The organism is Stutzerimonas sp. LR2 (genome assembly GCF_055755175.1).
Map to the genome: position 1 here is coordinate 873,055 of NZ_JBVTRR010000002.1, position 15,485 is coordinate 888,539.

Below are 15,485 nucleotides of genomic sequence, written 5' to 3' on the forward strand. Positions count from 1 at the left end.
CTGAAGTTGTACGGCGCACGTGCCATCCGGTCGGGTGAAGCACCCAAAATCGAGGGTGTACGAACGTTTACCTGTAACCGCTCCTGATATGGGCTGAGGGTCAAGGCTATGACCGCTGAAGGCAACGCAGGACAATTATTGAGTGTCATTACGTTGCTTGCCGCCGCCGTGGTGGCAGTGCCGCTGCTCAAACGCATCGGGTTCGGCTCGGTGCTGGGTTACCTGGCGGCGGGAATGATGATCGGTCCCTTCGGACTGCAACTGATCCATGACCCCCACACCATCATTCAGGTGGGCGAGTTGGGTGTGGTGATGTTTCTTTTTGTGATTGGACTGGAGCTGAAACCCTCGCATCTATGGGAATTGCGCGGGCAGATCTTTGGGCTGGGCAGCCTGCAGGTGGTGGTCTGTGCTTTTCTGCTCACCTTCGTCGGCATGGCCTTTGGTTTCCCCTGGCAGGTGTCGTTTGTGTGCGCGGCCGGTTTCGTACTCACATCCACGGCCTTGGTTATGCAAGTCCTCTCGGAGCGCGGTGACATAACCGAGCCGAGGGGGCAGCGCATCGTGTCCATCTTGCTGTTTGAAGACTTGTTGATCGTGCCGTTACTGGCAGTGGTGGCTTTTCTGGCGCCCACTGAAGTGGTGCATGAACCCACTTCACCTCTTTGGCAGCGCATAGGTATCGCCGCCCTGTCTTTGGGCGCGCTGGCTGCCATCGGATTGTGGCTGCTCAATCCCTTGTTTCGAGTATTGGCTCAAGCCAAAGCGCGCGAGGTGATGACCGCCGCCGCGCTACTAGTGGTGCTGGGCGCAGCGCTGCTGATGGAAATCGGCGGGCTTTCAATGGCGATGGGGGCGTTCGTTGCCGGCGTGCTGCTGTCGGAATCCACCTTCCGCCACCAGTTGGAGGCCGACATAGAGCCGTTTCGCGGTCTGCTGCTGGGGCTGTTTTTTCTTGGCGTCGGCATGGCGTTGGATCTGCAAGTGGTGGCCACGAACTGGATGCTCATCACCTCTGGTCTGCTGGCGCTGATGCTGGTCAAGGCGCTGTGTATTTATGCGGTCGCGCGCCTCGCGAATAGCTCCCATGGCGACGCGCTGGATCGCGCCGTGCTTATGGCGCAGGGTGGCGAATTTGCTTTTGTGTTGTTTGCCGAGGCGCTCAAGCTCAGAGTCATCAGTCCCGAAATCAACGCCAATATGACGGCTATCGTGGTGCTCTCCATGGCCGTTACGCCGGTCACCTTATTGCTATACAGGCGGTTTGCGCGCGCGCAAAGCGTTTCGATGGACGGCGTGGAGCCCGCACATAATCTGCAAGGCAATGTACTCATCATCGGCTTTGGCCGCGTGGGCCAGATTGCCTGCCAGGCACCGCTCGCTCAGGGAGCGAAACTTTCCATTATCGAAATAGATCCGGAGGTGATCCGCGCCGTGGAGCCCTATGGTTTCAAGGCCTATTACGGTGATGGTGCCCGCCATGAAATATTGCATGCTGCCGGCGCCCATAACGCCCGCACCATCATCGTTTGTGTAAATGACAAAAAAGCCGCGACACGCATCGTCGAAAGTACGCGGAACTACTGCCCGCAGGTGAAGTTGCTGGTGCGTGCCTTTGACCGCGAACACGCGCTGGAGCTGGTCAAGCACGATGCCGACTACATAGTGCGGGAAACCTTTGAGTCGGCCCTGCTGCTCGGACGTCAGGCCGTGCTGACCCTGGGAGCGTCTGAGCACGAAGCCGACGCGGTGACCGAGGCAGTGCGCATGCGCGATGCCGAGCGTTTTGCCCTGGAGACAGCGGGTGGTCTGTTTGCCGGGCGAGCATTGGTACTGGGAAACATCGAGCGTATCGAACCGCCGAACCAAGAAGCGCGGGACGCCCAGTGAGCATTCATTCGGGATCGTATGGGGCTGTCGCCGTCGACCGTCTCGCTCTGGATCGCTGCCTTGCAGCAGGGGTAGCTGGTGACCTCGCAACGCATCGCCCCCGGACTATCACAAACGCCCTGCGCGGAGTTCCAGGTGGCCTTGATAACGCTGATTTGATATCCGCTTGCAAGGATTTCTCTCAGCTCCTCTACATCTTTTGAAATAGGTAGGAGGGCGCATGTTCACTCCGAATTCCATTCCCTATCAGCAACAACCTGGCTTTCAGCGCACATACCGCCAAGGCCGCCTGACCCTGGGTCTTTTCTTCCCCCTCGAAGCCTTTGCCGGTGATACGCCGAGCATGCTCGACCAGGCGAGACTGGCCCAACGTGCCGACAAGCTGGGTTTTTCTGCTCTCTGGTTTCGCGACGTGCCGCTACGCGACCCCAGTTTCGGCGATTCGGGTCAGGTCTTCGATCCCTGGGTCTGCCTGGGTTTCATGGCCGCACACACACGCACGATTGCGCTGGGTACCGCCTCGATCATCCTGCCAATCCGCAATCCCCTGCATACCGCCAAGGCTGCAACCAGTGTCGATCAGCTCAGCGGTGGCCGCCTGTTACTCGGTGTGGCTTCTGGTGACCGGCCGGTGGAGTTCCCCGCATTCGGTGTCGACCCGGAACAACGCGACAGCCTGTTCCGCGAATACCTTCAGGTATTTCGCGAGGTTCAGCGCAGCAGTTTCGTGCCTTTGACCTGGTCCGGAGGGGCGCTTGAGGGCGCGGATCTGATTCCCAAGCCGACCACGGCGGAAATTCCTTTCTTTGTCACCGGCCATAGCCGCCAGACGCTGGAATGGATCGCCCGCTACAGTCATGGCTGGATCAGTTATCCGCGCGCACCGAAGACTCAGCAACTGATTGTCGAGAGCTGGCGCACTGCGGTTCGTGCCGAATGTGGTGAGCTGTTCAAACCCTTCACCCAGTCGCTATACATCGATCTGGCAGATAATCCGCAGACACCACCCCGCCCGATCCACCTGGGCTATCAACTAGGGCGATATCACCTGATCTCGTTGCTGGAAAGTTTGCAGGAGATCGGGGTTAACCATGTGATCGTCAATCTGAAATACGGCCAGCGCCCCGCGAGCGAGGTTATCGAAGAGCTCGGCCAGTTCGTTCTACCGAACTTCGTCCTGTCAACATGAGCGACAAGATTCTGGCGAGCTACACAATTCGCTTCAGCTTTTTCTCATGCGCAAAATCGGCATTGCTACGATCGAGGCGGCGTTGAAGGGAAAAGGGCATTCCAGCCGAGTCGCGCCGATGGCTCAGCGGAGTACCCGGAAAGATGATCCCAGACGAGAGATGGCAGAAGATGAACCAGACCGGGCAAGCCGATCGCAAAGCGGCGAAGGCACTGGCAATCGGGCGATCTAGTTCACGTGGTTGCCGCCAATGAACTTGCTCAAAAACTGTCGCGTGCGTTCGTGCTGCGGTGCACTGAGCAGCTGCCTGGCGTCACCCTGTTCAACGATGACGCCGCCGTCGATGAAGATTGCCCTGTCGGCCACGTCGCGGGCAAAGCTCATCTCATGAGTGACGATGACCATGGTGCGCCTTTCCTCGGCCAGACCGCGGATGGTGGCAAGCACCTCGCCGACCAGTTCCGGATCCAGCGCCGAGGTCGGCTCGTCGAACAGGATCACGTCGGGCTGCATCGCGAGCGCGCGGGCAATCGCCACGCGCTGCTGCTGACCGCCGGAGAGGCGCCTGGGATACGCATCTTCCTTGCCCTCCAGGCCGACCTTGGCCAGCAGTGCCCGGCCGCGCTCGATGGCCTTGCCGCGAGGCTCCTTCTTCACCTGCACTGGGCCTTCGATGACGTTCTCGAGGGCGGTCCGATGGGGGAACAGGTTGAAGTTCTGGAACACGAAGCCGACGTGCTGGCGCAGCTCGCGGATCAGCCCCTGCTGTGCCTTGAGCGGCCGGTCTGCGTCGATGTGGATCTCACCCACGCAGATCTGCCCGCCGCTGGGTTGCTCCAGCAGGTTGAGGCAGCGCAGCAAAGTGGTCTTGCCCGAACCGCTGGGGCCGATGATCGCCAGCACCTCGCCGGGGGCGATGTCCAGGTCGATGCCCTTGAGCACCTCCTGGCCATTGAAGGATTTTCTCAGGTTGCGCACGGTGATCATCAGGCGTCCTGCTCGTGGCGGTTGACCCTGTGTTCCAGGCGTCCCTGGAAGTACGCCAGCACGCTGGCCAGCAACCAGTAGATGAGCGCAGCGGCCAGGTACATGGTGAAGATCTCGAACGTGCGCGCAGTGATCAGCTGCGCCTGGCGGAACAGCTCCGGCACCTGGATGGTGGCAGCCAAGGCGGTGTCCTTGACCAGCGAGATGAAGCTGTTGCCCAGCGGGGGCAGGGCGGTGCGTGCGGCCTGCGGCAGGATGGCCCGGTACAGGGTCTGCGCGCGGCCCATGCCGATGCTGGCTGCCGCCTCCCACTGGCCACGGTCGATGGAGGCGATGGCGGCGCGCAGAATCTCCGCGGTGTAGGCCGCCATGTTCAGCGAGAAACCGATCAGCGCCGCCGGCAGCGGGTCGAGCTGGATGCCCAGTTGCGGCAGTCCGTAATAGATCATGAACAGCTGCACCAGCAGCGGCGTGCCGCGGAAGAACGAGACATAGACCCTCGCCAGCCACTGCAGCGGCCAGAACGCGTACAGCCGCAGCAGCGCCAGACCGAAGCCCAGCAGCAGGCCGAAGAACATCCCACCCAGGCTCAGGACCACGGTCCACCACGCGCCCTTGAGCAGGAAGGGCAGGGAGTCCAGGACCAGCTGCAGGCTGCCCTCGATCATTGCGTGACGTCAGCCCCGAACCACTTCTCCGATAGCTCTTTGAGCGTGCCGTCGGCGCGCAGCTTGGCTATGGCTTCGTTAATGGCGGCGAGCAGCTGCGGGTTGCCCTTGCGCAGGGCAACGCCGGACTCCTGGCGGGAGAAGGCTTCACCGGCCACCGCCAGGCGATTGCCGGTTTTCTCGACCATCTCGAAGGCGGCCAGTCGGTCGACTAGGATCACGTCGATGCGGCCGACGGCGAGGTCCTGGAACTTGGTCGGGTCATCGTCATAAGTGCGGATATCGGCCTGAGGCACGTTCTCCTTCAGCCACTGCTCGTAGTTGGTGCCCAGGCCAACCCCGACCTTCTTGCCGGCGAGGTCGGTCGGACGCTTGATGCTGTCCGCATCGGCCTTGCGGGTGAGGGCCTGGATGCCGGAGACGGTGTAGGGCGTGGAGAAGTCGTATTTCTGCTTGCGCTCCTCGGAAATGGTCACCTGGTTGATCACCACGTCCAGGCGCTTGGATTCCAGGGCGGCGAGAATGCCGTCCCACTTGGTCGGCTGGAACTCGGCCCTGACCCCCAGCTCCTCTGCCAGCGCATTGGCGAAGTCCACCTCGAAACCGGTCAGCTCACCGCTTTCGTCCTGGTAGTTGAAGGGCGGGTAGGTGCCTTCGAGGCCGACCTCGAGGGTGCCGTTGGACTTGATCTCATCCAATAGATCGGCCGCTAATACCGGCATGAACAGGCTTCCGAGCAGCAGGCTCAGACTGCCGAGCAGGAAATGGCGACGCAGGATCGCAAACGTCATGGCGGGCCTCCAGGGGAACGGAAAGGTCACACAACTCTAACGACGGACATTTATTCGAGAAAATAATTAGAAAGCATCAGAATCAACGCTAAAGGAATATGGCGTTATGCACCCAGTGCCCATGGATAATAGGCGAACAATGCCGGGGCACCACCGGTGTGCAGAAACAGCAGCGGGCCCGTTCCGGGGAAGGCGCCCCGGGCCAGCCCGTCGAGCAGGCCGGCGAAGGCCTTACCGGTATAAACCGGATCGAGCAGCACGCCTTCGTGTTCGGCCAGCAGGCGGATCGCGGCCAGAGTGGCGGCATTCGGTTCACCGTAGCGCGGGGCGAAATACTGGTCCCACAGTTCGACCTGCAAACCTGCTGGAACCTGGACGCCGAGCAGCTCGGCGGTGCGCTGCAGCAGCTCCTCGACCTTGGGCCGCTGTGTCGCCTGTGGCCGCGACACCGTGACCCCGACCACCCGGCTGCTCGGCCGGGCATGCGCCAGCGCCAGCGCCAGGCCGCTGTGGGTTCCGGCGCTGCCGGACGCGAGGGCCACGGCGGCAAAATCCTCGCCCGCGCCATGCATCTGCTCGGCCAGCTCCAGGCCGGCGCGTACATAGCCCAACGCACCAAGCGCATTGGAGCCACCGATGGGCACCACGTAGGGTTTGCGCCCAGCGCTGCGCAGACGCTCGGCCGCCGCCTGCAGCAACTCATCGGCGTTATCCAGGTTGGTGACCGCTTCGACCTCGCTGCCGAACAGGTCGAGCAGCAGGCGGTTGCCGTTGCCCAGGTAGTTGTCCTCGTTCGTGCCCAGCGGATTCTCCAGCAGCGCCAGGCAGCCAAGACCCTGGCTGGCCGCCAGGGCTGCGGTCTGGCGCACATGGTTGGATTGGATGGCACCGGCGGTTACCAGCACATCGGCGCCCAGAGCCAGGGCGTCGGCGCCGAGGTATTCGAGCTTGCGCGCCTTGTTGCCACCGAAGGCCAGCGGGGTGAGGTCGTCGCGCTTGATCCAGATATCACGACCCAGGTGACGCGACAGCCGCGGCAAGTGTTCCAGGGGCGTGGGGGTGGTGATCAATTCAAGGCGCGGGAAGCGGGCGAGGGCGTCGGTGAGCATCGGGCAAGCTTCTGAACAGGGACGAATCATCACTGTAGAAGGCAATCTGAAGGTGCAGCAAGGCGATATGGGCGCAGTGCTGACAGGCCGCGCATCGCCACGCATGTCAGCCGGCTTCACAGGCCTCGGTGCAGCCTTGTTATTCTTCGGTCGCTACACCAGAGCCCGGCGAAGCCAGGGCAGACTCACCCGTCTCAGGAAAACCCGTGTGGCTCGCGTTGACTTGAAGGTTCCGTTTGCGGAGAAGGACGAGGCTAAAGCGCTTGGGGCCCGCTGGGGTCCACAGGCAAAAGTCTGGTACGTGCCCGAGGGCAACGAAACGGCGCCAACCTTGAGACAGCCTCTGTCCGAAGCGGTGCACGGTGATGGTGCGCTATGGGCTTGTTGACCGATTAGTTAAGAAATCGGCGACTGGTCGCCCGGGTTCAGGGGCGCACCTCATATTGCTGCTTTGATGCGGAGACTACGGAGCCTGTCCCATCGCCGTTTGCGTTGCTCACTGGCGGGCTCAGTGGGGCGGCAATGGGTTCATCCCCGTCGCCACAGGCGGCTCAGTCGATGCCAGGCGGAGTGTTGTAGCTCTGGTGGTTCAGGCCAGTGGGCCTTCTTGCTTTCGCATTGCACGATGCCGTTGGTGCCAAGCCTCAGGCGCCACCGCTGGGCCGATGGAAAGTGCTCGCCCGGATTGGTGTGCAACAGCAACAGGTTGTAGTCGTGCTGCTTCTCGATGGGGTGGGCCTGGACTGAACCTTTGTTGTCGTCGCTAGCGGAGTCATCGCCTTCTGTCTGGGCGAACAGCTTGTTGTGGCTCGCCTGGATCATTGCGCAAAGCTGTTCGCAATCCAGCGTGAGTCGCTCCCGAATCTCGTCGTGCTCCAGTGCTGCCTTGTCCAGGGTCATCAGCACGCGATAGCAGATGATTTGCCGCTCCTCGTTGGTCGCCCACTTGCCCGAGTGTTCTCGAACTAACGGTGGCAGATCGGGCAGCTTGCGATAGTCGAGCCAGACCCGTTGCTGCGCGAGTACCTTGCGGGTGTAGGGCATCAGCAAGCGAATCTTCCAGCGCGGCTTGCCTTTGCGCAGTCTGCGGGTGATGGCCGTGATCATGTCGTCGCGCAGCAGATCGCGAACGGCATAGACCAGCGCGATCACCAGCAGAAGGGTGAGCGAGAGTTTCTCGCTGGCGCCGCGCGCGTTGAACAGGAAGTACGTGAAGAACGACATGATCAGCATCGTCGACATCGCCTTGACCAGCTTGTGGGTGCCGGCCCCCAGCTCCGTGACCTTCGAGCGCAACATCACCGGATACTCCAGCAGCCGGTGATACAGCGCCATGCGGTTCCATATCCGTGTCGGGGTTCCGTGGAAGTCGCTCAGGTACTCGCGCTCCTTGCGGTATCTACGTTCCTGGCGCAGGAATTCCGCCACCGATTGCTTGAGCTCTTCATCGATGGCCGCGTAGCCCTCTAGGGTCATGCTTTCCAGCAGGAATTGCTCGGCATGCCATGAGAAATAGATGTCCATCTGACGGAAGTAGCGCTGCTGATTGCTCTGTTTCGGGTTGGATTTGCGCAAACGTTGCGCAAAGTTCTGACTAAGCCGCAGGGCACGCGCTATGGGCTCTGCCACAGCTCCGGACGTGAGCATCTGCTGGCGCAGCCGCTCCATTGAAGCCTGATACTGGAAGAACCAGGAGCCATACATGATTTCGTAGTGCGGAGAGAGCAGTACGAAGGATTGATCAGCCTTGCTGATGCGGTCCTTCGATGGCATGCCCAGCAGCCCGAAACTGTGCGTCAGGGTAGTAAAGAAAAACTGCTCTTCCGACAGGGTCCATGCCGACAGGTTGCTTTCGTGCGGAGTGAACAGATACAGCTCGATCTTATGCCGTCCAGGCTGCTTCAGCGTGCGGGTCAGCTGCAGACGGAAATCACCTTTGCGCTTGAGTGAAAACACGGAACCCCCAATGACCGTGGAACGCCGCCAGCTTACCAAGCTTCCGCTGGGAGGTACGCCAAGTGGCGGGCGGGCACGGCGCTGACCGGCTATCGGCTTGTAAGTGATTAGTTAGAAATGGGCGGATGGCGGTCGCCCGGATTCAAGGCAGGCTCCACACGCTCATATATAAAAGCCGGCAGCGCTGTTGGGAGCGCCGCTAGCCGCCGCTGCTTTGTTGACGTTCACCACGGCGGGTCTTCATTCGAGGCATCGGAGAAGTAATGCCTTGTTCCCGCCATGCGCCTCCTCTCCGGCTTGCTGACGGGGCCGCTCGATCACTGAAAATCGCGGCTACGCACATCGAGCCCTGTGAGCAGGGGCGTGAGGTCGCTCAGGCGGCCGGCGATGAGATGTCGTACGCCGCTGGCCGACTCCAGATGGCCATCCACACGAAGCAGTTGAGACTGGAGCAAGGGTCGCCTCTGGCGCTCGGCCAGGTCGCGCCAGACCACCACATTGACCATGCCGAACTCGTCCTCCAGGGTGACGAAGATGACACCGCTGGCGGTCTGTGGGCGTTGTCGGCCGATCACCAGGCCGGCAACGCTGACCGGGCGGCCATGCTCGATCGTGCCCAGTTCCCGAGAACTGCGGCAGCGCCGGGCCTTGAGCTCATCTCGTAGCAGGAGCAAAGGATGCGGCCCCAGCGTCGTGCCAAGGGTCGCGTAGTCGTTGAAAAGGTCTTCACCCACCGAAGGCAATGGCAGGTTGATGGAGGTTTCCTCCGGTGCGGGCAGGCTGGCGAACAGCGGTAGCTGTGGTTCGATTCCGGCAACGGCCCAGCGCGCTCGATGGCGATGGCCGGCCAGGCCGCGGAGGGCGCCGGCATCGGCGAGCTGCTCGCGCGCACGCGGTTCGAGCTCGGCGCGAAGGCACAGGTCATGGATATCTGTGAATGGCTGGCGTTGGCGTGCGGCTTCGATGCGCTGGGCATCGGCTTCCCGAAAGCCGCGCACCATGCGTAGCCCCAGGCGGATGGCCGGCTGTGCCTGGCGGCTTGGCTCGAGGCTGCAATCCCAGCCGCTGTGGCGAACGTCCACCGGGCGGATTTCCAGCCGGTGGCGACGGGCGTCCTGGAGAATCTGGTCAGGGTTGTAGAAGCCCATCGGCCAGCTGTTGATCAGGGCGCAGGCAAATGCAGCCGGCTCGTGGCGTTTCAGCCAGCAGCTGGCATAGGTGAGCAGGGCAAAACTCGCCGCGTGTGATTCGGGAAAACCGTAGCTGCCGAACCCTTTGATCTGCTCGAAGATCCGCGCGATGAAGTCGGGCTGGTAGCCTTTGGCGAGCATTCGCTCGGTCAGTCGCACGCGGTGAGGCTCCAGGCTGCCGTGACGCTTCCAGGCGGCCATGGCACGGCGCAGCTTGTCGGCCTCGTCTGGAGTGTATTCGGCCGCCACGATCGCCAGTTCCATCACCTGTTCCTGAAAAAGGGGCACGCCAAGGGTGCGCTCGAACACCGGTTTCAGTTCTTCGGACGGGTAATCCACCTCTTCTTCCTTGTTACGTCGGCGCAGGTAGGGATGCACCATGTCGCCCTGGATCGGTCCGGGGCGGACGATGGCGACCTGGATGACCAGGTCGTAGAAGGTCTTCGGGCGCAGGCGTGGCAGCATGGCCATCTGTGCACGTGATTCGATCTGGAACACGCCGATCGTATCGGCCCGACTGATCATCTCGTAGGTGGGCTTGTCCTCCGCGGGCAGCGTGGCGATGGTCCAGCGCGTGCCGCGATAGCGTTCGATCAGGTCGAAACAGCGACGTATCGCGCTGAGCATGCCCAGTGCCAGCACGTCGACCTTGAGCAGACCGACCGCATCGAGGTCGTCCTTGTCCCACTGGATCACCGTGCGGTCGGCCATGCTGGCATTCTCGATCGGTACCAGAGTGTCGAGCGGCTGTTCGGAGATCACGAAGCCGCCAGGGTGCTGGGACAGGTGACGGGGAAAGCCGATAAGCGCATCGGTCAGCACCAGGACCCGGCGCAGAACCGGATTGTCCGGGTCGAAGCCGGCCTCGCGCAGTCGCGAGTCGTCGGGTATGTGCTCACTCCAGCGTCCACAGCAGCCGGCCAGGGCGTTGATCTGGTCCGGCGGCAGGCCCAGCGCCTTGGCGACATCCCGCAGGGCGCCGGTTGCGCGGTAGCTGCTGGCGACGGCGGTGAGGGCGGCGCGATTACGCCCGTAGCGCTGAAAGACGTACTGGATGACCTCCTCGCGGCGGTCGTGCTCGAAATCCACGTCGATATCGGGTGGCTCGTTGCGCTCGCGGGAGAGGAAACGCTCGAACAACAGTTTGCTGCGCACCGGGTCGAGTTCGGTGATGCCCAGTACGAAGCAGACGCTCGAGTTGGCCGCCGAGCCCCGACCCTGGCAGAGAATGCCCCGCTCGCGGGCGAAGCGAACGATGTCATGCACGGTCAGGAAATAGCTTTCGTAATGCAGGTCGCCGATCAGCTCCAGTTCATGTTCGATCTGCGCGCGGGCCTTTTCCGGGATGCCGTCCGGCCAGCGCCAGCGTGCGCCATCCTCGACCAGCTTGCGCAACCATGAGGTGGTGTCATGTCCAGGCGGGACCAGTTCGTGGGGGTAGTGATATTTCAGCTGATCGAGCTGGAAATGACAGCGCTGGCTGATGCGAAGGGTTTCGGTGAGCAGTGCGGCCGGATAGAGCTGGGCCAGCTCCTCGCGCGACCGCAGGTGGCGTTCGCCATTGGGAAAGAGGTGGCATCCGGCCTCGGCGACCGGCAGATGGTGGCGGATGGCGGTCATGCAGTCCTGCAATGCCCGGCGACCGCGGGCATGCATGTGCACGTCGCCACAGGCCACGGCGGGTATGCCCAGGCGTGAAGCCTGGGTCAGGGATTGCCGCAGCTGCAGCGCGTCGTCCGGCCCTCGATGCAGTTCGATGCCGAGCCACAGCCGCTCGCGAAAACGTTCGAGCAGCCATCGACCGTCGGTGTCGGCGCCGGCGTGACCGGGTAGCCAGATCGCCAGCAGTCCCTCTAGCGACCCCTCGCTCAGGTCTTCGCGCAGCGCCTGGTAACAACCTTTCTCGGCCCTTCGGCGGGCACGGGTGATCAGCTGGCACAAGGCCTGGTAGCCGGTCAGGTTTTCCACCAGCAAGACCAGTTTGGGCCCGCCCTCGATCTGCACCTCGCTGCCGATGATCAGCGGCAGACCGGTGTCCTTCGAGGCCTGCCAGGCGCGCACGATACCGGCCAGGCTGCATTCGTCGGTGATCGCCAGAGCGTCATAGCCCTGGCGCTTGGCGCGCTCGAAGAGTTCGCGCGCGCTGGATGCTCCCCGCTGGAAGCTGAAGTTGGACAGGCAGTGCAGCTCGGCGTATTCGGCGTTCATGCGAACCAGCCGTGCAGCAGCAGCGGCCCGCCGGTAAGGGCGCGAAACGCCCAACCCTGTTGGCCGGTAGTGGTTTGCACCCGATAGTAGTCGCGCCGCGCGTCGGCACCATCCCACCAGCCGGACTCGATGCGCTCGGGGCCAGCCAGGGTGAGCAGACCCTCTTCGCGCAAGGGCTGCGGGGTGCCCAGCAGCCAGCCGGGGCGCAAACCTACTTGAGGCAAGGGTTCGGTGTGGGCGAGGCTGCTTTCCCGCCAGGCGCATTCCGGGCGGTGGTCCGCTCGTGCGCTCAGCGAGACTACGGCGTCGTCGCCCAGTCGGGCGCGGAGGCGTTCGCGCAGTTGCTCCCAGGGCACATTCTGCTGCGGGCGCTCGTCGAACAAGGCCTGATGGGCCGGCGTGAAGGCTGGCAGATCGCGAGCCAGCAGACGCACGGCCAGGACGGGGGCCGGCAGTTGCAGATGCTCGAGGCGGCCACGGGTCAGTTCGAACAGCATGGCGGGCTCGCGTTCGGTACTGAGCAGGCCGACCGGCACCTCGCTGTCGGGCAGGGTGCGATGTTCCAGGTACAGACTGAAACGCTGGACGCCGCTGTCCCGCCCGGCGAGAAAGGCGGCCAGGTCGGCGGTCAGTCTGCGCAATGGAAACAGCAGGGCCTGGTGGGACTCCACCTCGAAATTCAGTTCGATGCGGGTGTCGAAGACATCCGGCGGGCGGTAGAACTCCAGAGGTAGCGGCCGATGCCCGAGCAGGGTGTCGAGCTGAGCCAGCACTTCGGCCGGAAAGCGTCTGGCCAGGCTGTCGCGCGGCAGGGCGAGCAGTTGATGAAGATGGCGCAGGCCCATGCGTACCAGCGATGTGCTGACTTCGCGGGGCAGGCCGAGGCGCTCGATCGGCAGTACCCCGAGCGCCTGATGCAGCGCGGCCGTATCGGTCACGGCCAGCCCATCATGGGCATTGGCGAGGACGCGCGCGGCCGCCGGGTTGGGTGCCAGGGTGATGCGGTGGCGGAAGCCCAGGTCTGTGAGTTCCTCGCGCAGACGCTTCTCGAATCGTGGCCAGGGGCCGAACAGGCCGAGGCTGGAATGCACCTCCAGCAGCAGACAGCGCGGGTAGTGCAAGCTGACCTGGGCGCTGTAGCCGTAACCCCAGGCCGCCAGAAACTGCTGCCAGCGTTCGATCATCAGCGGGTCGTAATCGGCAGTGGCGAAGTCGTGGGTCAATGCCTGGGCTGCGACCAGCGATTGCCCTGGTTTGAGGCCGAGCTTGCGGGCGGCGGTGTTGACAGCCTGCAGCACGCGGCGCTGTGGCGGGCCGGCGAGCAGAACCAGTGGTGCGGCGGCATCGTCGCGGTGGCGCAGGATGCCGTCCATGGCCAGTTGCGGCAGTAGAATGCAGGCCCAGAGCATCGTCGCACCTATTGCCAGGCGCTGGCTGGTAGCGGCCGGGCCGGAGCCAGGCCGCCGCGGCACTTGATGACCCGTAGTTGCACCGGCTGTGCCTCGAGGGTCAGGCGCAATGCCGCAGGCGACGGATTTTCCGCTTCGCGCAGCGGACGATAGGCAAAGGCCAGGGTCTGGCCGGTTTCGGCGGCTATCTGCAGACGTCGCAGGGCGCGGTCGTCGGCCTGTCGCGGCCAGCACAGCACGGCGGCGCAACTGCCGGAGCGCAGGCACTGTTCGGCGCTCCACAAGGCATCGCGGTCCTTGGCCTGGACGATGACCAGATGGCGCAGATCCACTCCAGCCGCAAGCCAGGCCTGGGGGCAGGGACGATGGGGCGGGGCGACCAGCACGACACGTTCGCCTGCGCTGGTCAGCCTGGCGAGCGTCGGCCACAGCAGGCGTAGCTCGCCGATCCCCGGGGCTGCGAAAAGAATTTCGCTGAGTGCCGAATCCGGCCAGCCGCCAGCGGGCAAGAGCGCATCCAGCATGGCATGTCCGGTCGGTTGGGCCGCCGTAGGAGATGCAACGGACTGGCCACGCCAGATGCGGCGAGCATCCAGCAGGCGGTCAAGGGCGACCACGGAAGACATGAGTACGGCATCCAGATAACTGTATATAGGTACAGTATTAGGCGGCTCGTGCCTGGTCAAGTTGGCTCGGATGGACGCGCGTATCCGGTGGGTCTGCTGACAGGTCGAGCGGCGCTGCCCGGGGAAAACAGCCAGAACCAGGCATCAATAGCCGTCGCTTGTACTTGGAAAATCAGTGCATTAGCATTCGCGCCCGGGATGCGAGGCCTCACTGTTCCCGGCCATATCGAGATAGAAAGCCCGGTTCGGTCGCGAGCCGGGCTTTTTCTTTGCTGTGCGGGGCGCATCATGGGTCCTGCTTCGACGAAGCTGAACGAGGGAAATGCCATGCGCGAGCGCCTGCTGGCCGCGGAAAAGGTGAAATCGATCGAGTGGCATGGCGATCGCCTGAGCCTGCTCGATCAGCGCAAGCTGCCGACCGAAGAGGTCTGGCACAGCTGCGATTCTGCCGCTGCGGTCGCTGACGCCATTCGCAACATGGTCGTGCGCGGCGCGCCTGCCATCGGCATCAGTGCGGCCTATGCGCTGGTCCTGGCTGCCCGTACGCGCATGGCGGCCGGTGGTGATTGGCGGCAGGCGCTGGAGGAAGATGTCGCGCTCCTTGCTGCATCGCGTCCCACGGCGGTCAATCTGTTCTGGGCGCTGAATCAGATGCGCGAACGTCTCGAACGCCTCAAGCCAGGCGAGGATCCTTGCGCGGCGCTGGAGGCCCAGGCCATCTCGATACATGAGAGCGATCGGGAGGCCAATCTGGCCATGGCGCAGTTCGGTGTCGACCTCATTCGTCGCCATCAGGGCAATCCGCAGAACCTGCTTACTCACTGCAACACCGGTGCCCTGGCGACCGGCGGTTTCGGCACCGCGCTCGGTGTCATCCGCGCGGCGCATCTCGACGGGCTGGTGGAGCGCGTCTACGTGGACGAAACCCGCCCCTGGCTGCAGGGTTCTCGCCTGACTGCCTGGGAGCTGCTGGGCGATGGCGTGCCGGCCACGTTGAACGTCGACTCGGCGGCCGCCCATCTGATGAAGTCGCGCGGTATTTCCTGGGTGATCGTCGGGGCGGATCGCATCACTGCCAACGGCGATGTGGCGAACAAGATCGGCACCTACCAGCTTGCGGTGCTGGCGATGCACCACGGCGTGCGTTTCATGGTGGTGGCGCCCAGTTCGACCATCGACATGGCTCTGGAAAGCGGTGACGAGATCCTCCTCGAGGAGCGTGCCGGCAGCGAGCTGCTGGAGGTCAATGGCCAGCGCTTTGCCGCCGAGATCGAAGTTTTCAATCCCGTGTTCGACGTGACGCCGGCCGATCTCATCGATGCCATCGTCACCGAGAAGGGGGTGGTCGAGCGCCCGAACGCCGCGAAGATGACCGAATTGATGAACCGCAAGCGGTTGCACTGAAATCGCTGCCGACCTTGCGCGCCATCTCGATGGCTGCGCATGTCCTTCGCCTCGGCAA

General features: G+C 63.2%; 12 protein-coding genes. 4 read left to right on the plus strand and 8 right to left on the minus strand.

Features of this window, described 5'->3' with window-relative positions:
- Window positions 1-108 precede the first annotated feature (108 nt).
- Both ACVRRC_RS10600 and ACVRRC_RS10605 read left to right on the plus strand, forming a co-directional pair.
- Window positions 109-1,890 (plus strand): monovalent cation:proton antiporter-2 (CPA2) family protein, encoded by a 1,782-nt coding sequence (locus tag ACVRRC_RS10600; protein ID WP_472996985.1) that lies wholly within the window; start codon window positions 109-111, stop codon window positions 1,888-1,890.
- A 220-nt stretch (window positions 1,891-2,110) separates the two neighbouring features.
- Complete coding sequence (locus ACVRRC_RS10605; protein WP_236450573.1) at window positions 2,111-3,079, plus strand: LLM class oxidoreductase; 969 nt, start codon at window positions 2,111-2,113, stop codon at window positions 3,077-3,079.
- 228 nt (window positions 3,080-3,307) lie between these two features.
- Here the strand turns inward: ACVRRC_RS10605 and tcyN are convergent, their stop codons facing one another.
- From tcyN to ACVRRC_RS10625, 4 genes are all read right to left on the minus strand, one after another.
- Window positions 3,308-4,066: an L-cystine ABC transporter ATP-binding protein TcyN gene (tcyN, locus tag ACVRRC_RS10610; RefSeq protein WP_236450572.1), complete on the minus strand. Its 759-nt coding sequence runs from the start codon at window positions 4,064-4,066 to the stop codon at window positions 3,308-3,310.
- On the minus strand, window positions 4,066-4,734 hold the full coding sequence (gene tcyL / locus ACVRRC_RS10615) for a cystine ABC transporter permease (protein WP_014596854.1): 669 nt from the start codon (window positions 4,732-4,734) through the stop codon (window positions 4,066-4,068). Before tcyL ends, tcyN begins: the two co-directional genes overlap by 1 nt.
- Window positions 4,731-5,525 (minus strand): cystine ABC transporter substrate-binding protein, encoded by a 795-nt coding sequence (gene tcyJ / locus ACVRRC_RS10620; protein WP_472996986.1) that lies wholly within the window; start codon window positions 5,523-5,525, stop codon window positions 4,731-4,733. Before tcyJ ends, tcyL begins: the two co-directional genes overlap by 4 nt.
- Window positions 5,526-5,629: 104 nt before the next feature.
- The gene (locus tag ACVRRC_RS10625; protein WP_243363862.1) at window positions 5,630-6,634 is read right to left on the minus strand and encodes a D-cysteine desulfhydrase; all 1,005 of its coding nucleotides are present in this window, start codon (window positions 6,632-6,634) and stop codon (window positions 5,630-5,632) included.
- A 103-nt stretch (window positions 6,635-6,737) separates the two neighbouring features.
- Between ACVRRC_RS10625 and ACVRRC_RS10630 the strand changes: the two genes are divergently transcribed.
- Window positions 6,738-7,022: a DUF5710 domain-containing protein gene (locus ACVRRC_RS10630; protein ID WP_230624821.1), complete on the plus strand. Its 285-nt coding sequence runs from the start codon at window positions 6,738-6,740 to the stop codon at window positions 7,020-7,022.
- 140 nt (window positions 7,023-7,162) lie between these two features.
- On the opposite strand, the gene ACVRRC_RS10635 is transcribed toward ACVRRC_RS10630, so the two are convergent.
- From ACVRRC_RS10635 to imuA, 4 genes are all read right to left on the minus strand, one after another.
- Window positions 7,163-8,590 (minus strand): hypothetical protein, encoded by a 1,428-nt coding sequence (locus ACVRRC_RS10635; RefSeq protein ID WP_011913468.1) that lies wholly within the window; start codon window positions 8,588-8,590, stop codon window positions 7,163-7,165.
- Between the two features lie 317 nt (window positions 8,591-8,907).
- Window positions 8,908-11,988 carry an error-prone DNA polymerase gene (locus tag ACVRRC_RS10640; protein WP_472996987.1) on the minus strand — a complete coding sequence of 1,027 codons (3,081 nt, stop codon included), beginning with the start codon at window positions 11,986-11,988 and terminating at the stop codon, window positions 8,908-8,910.
- Entirely contained in the window at window positions 11,985-13,397 is a 1,413-nt protein-coding gene (locus ACVRRC_RS10645; protein ID WP_472996989.1) for a Y-family DNA polymerase, read from the minus strand. Before ACVRRC_RS10645 ends, ACVRRC_RS10640 begins: the two co-directional genes overlap by 4 nt.
- An 8-nt stretch (window positions 13,398-13,405) precedes the next feature.
- Window positions 13,406-14,023, minus strand: coding sequence for a translesion DNA synthesis-associated protein ImuA (imuA, locus tag ACVRRC_RS10650; protein ID WP_019406884.1), 618 nt, complete (start codon window positions 14,021-14,023; stop codon window positions 13,406-13,408).
- Window positions 14,024-14,350: 327 nt separating this feature from the next.
- Between imuA and mtnA the strand changes: the two genes are divergently transcribed.
- Complete coding sequence (mtnA, locus tag ACVRRC_RS10655) at window positions 14,351-15,427, plus strand: S-methyl-5-thioribose-1-phosphate isomerase (protein ID WP_017245658.1); 1,077 nt, start codon at window positions 14,351-14,353, stop codon at window positions 15,425-15,427.
- Window positions 15,428-15,485: the final 58 nt, after the last annotated feature.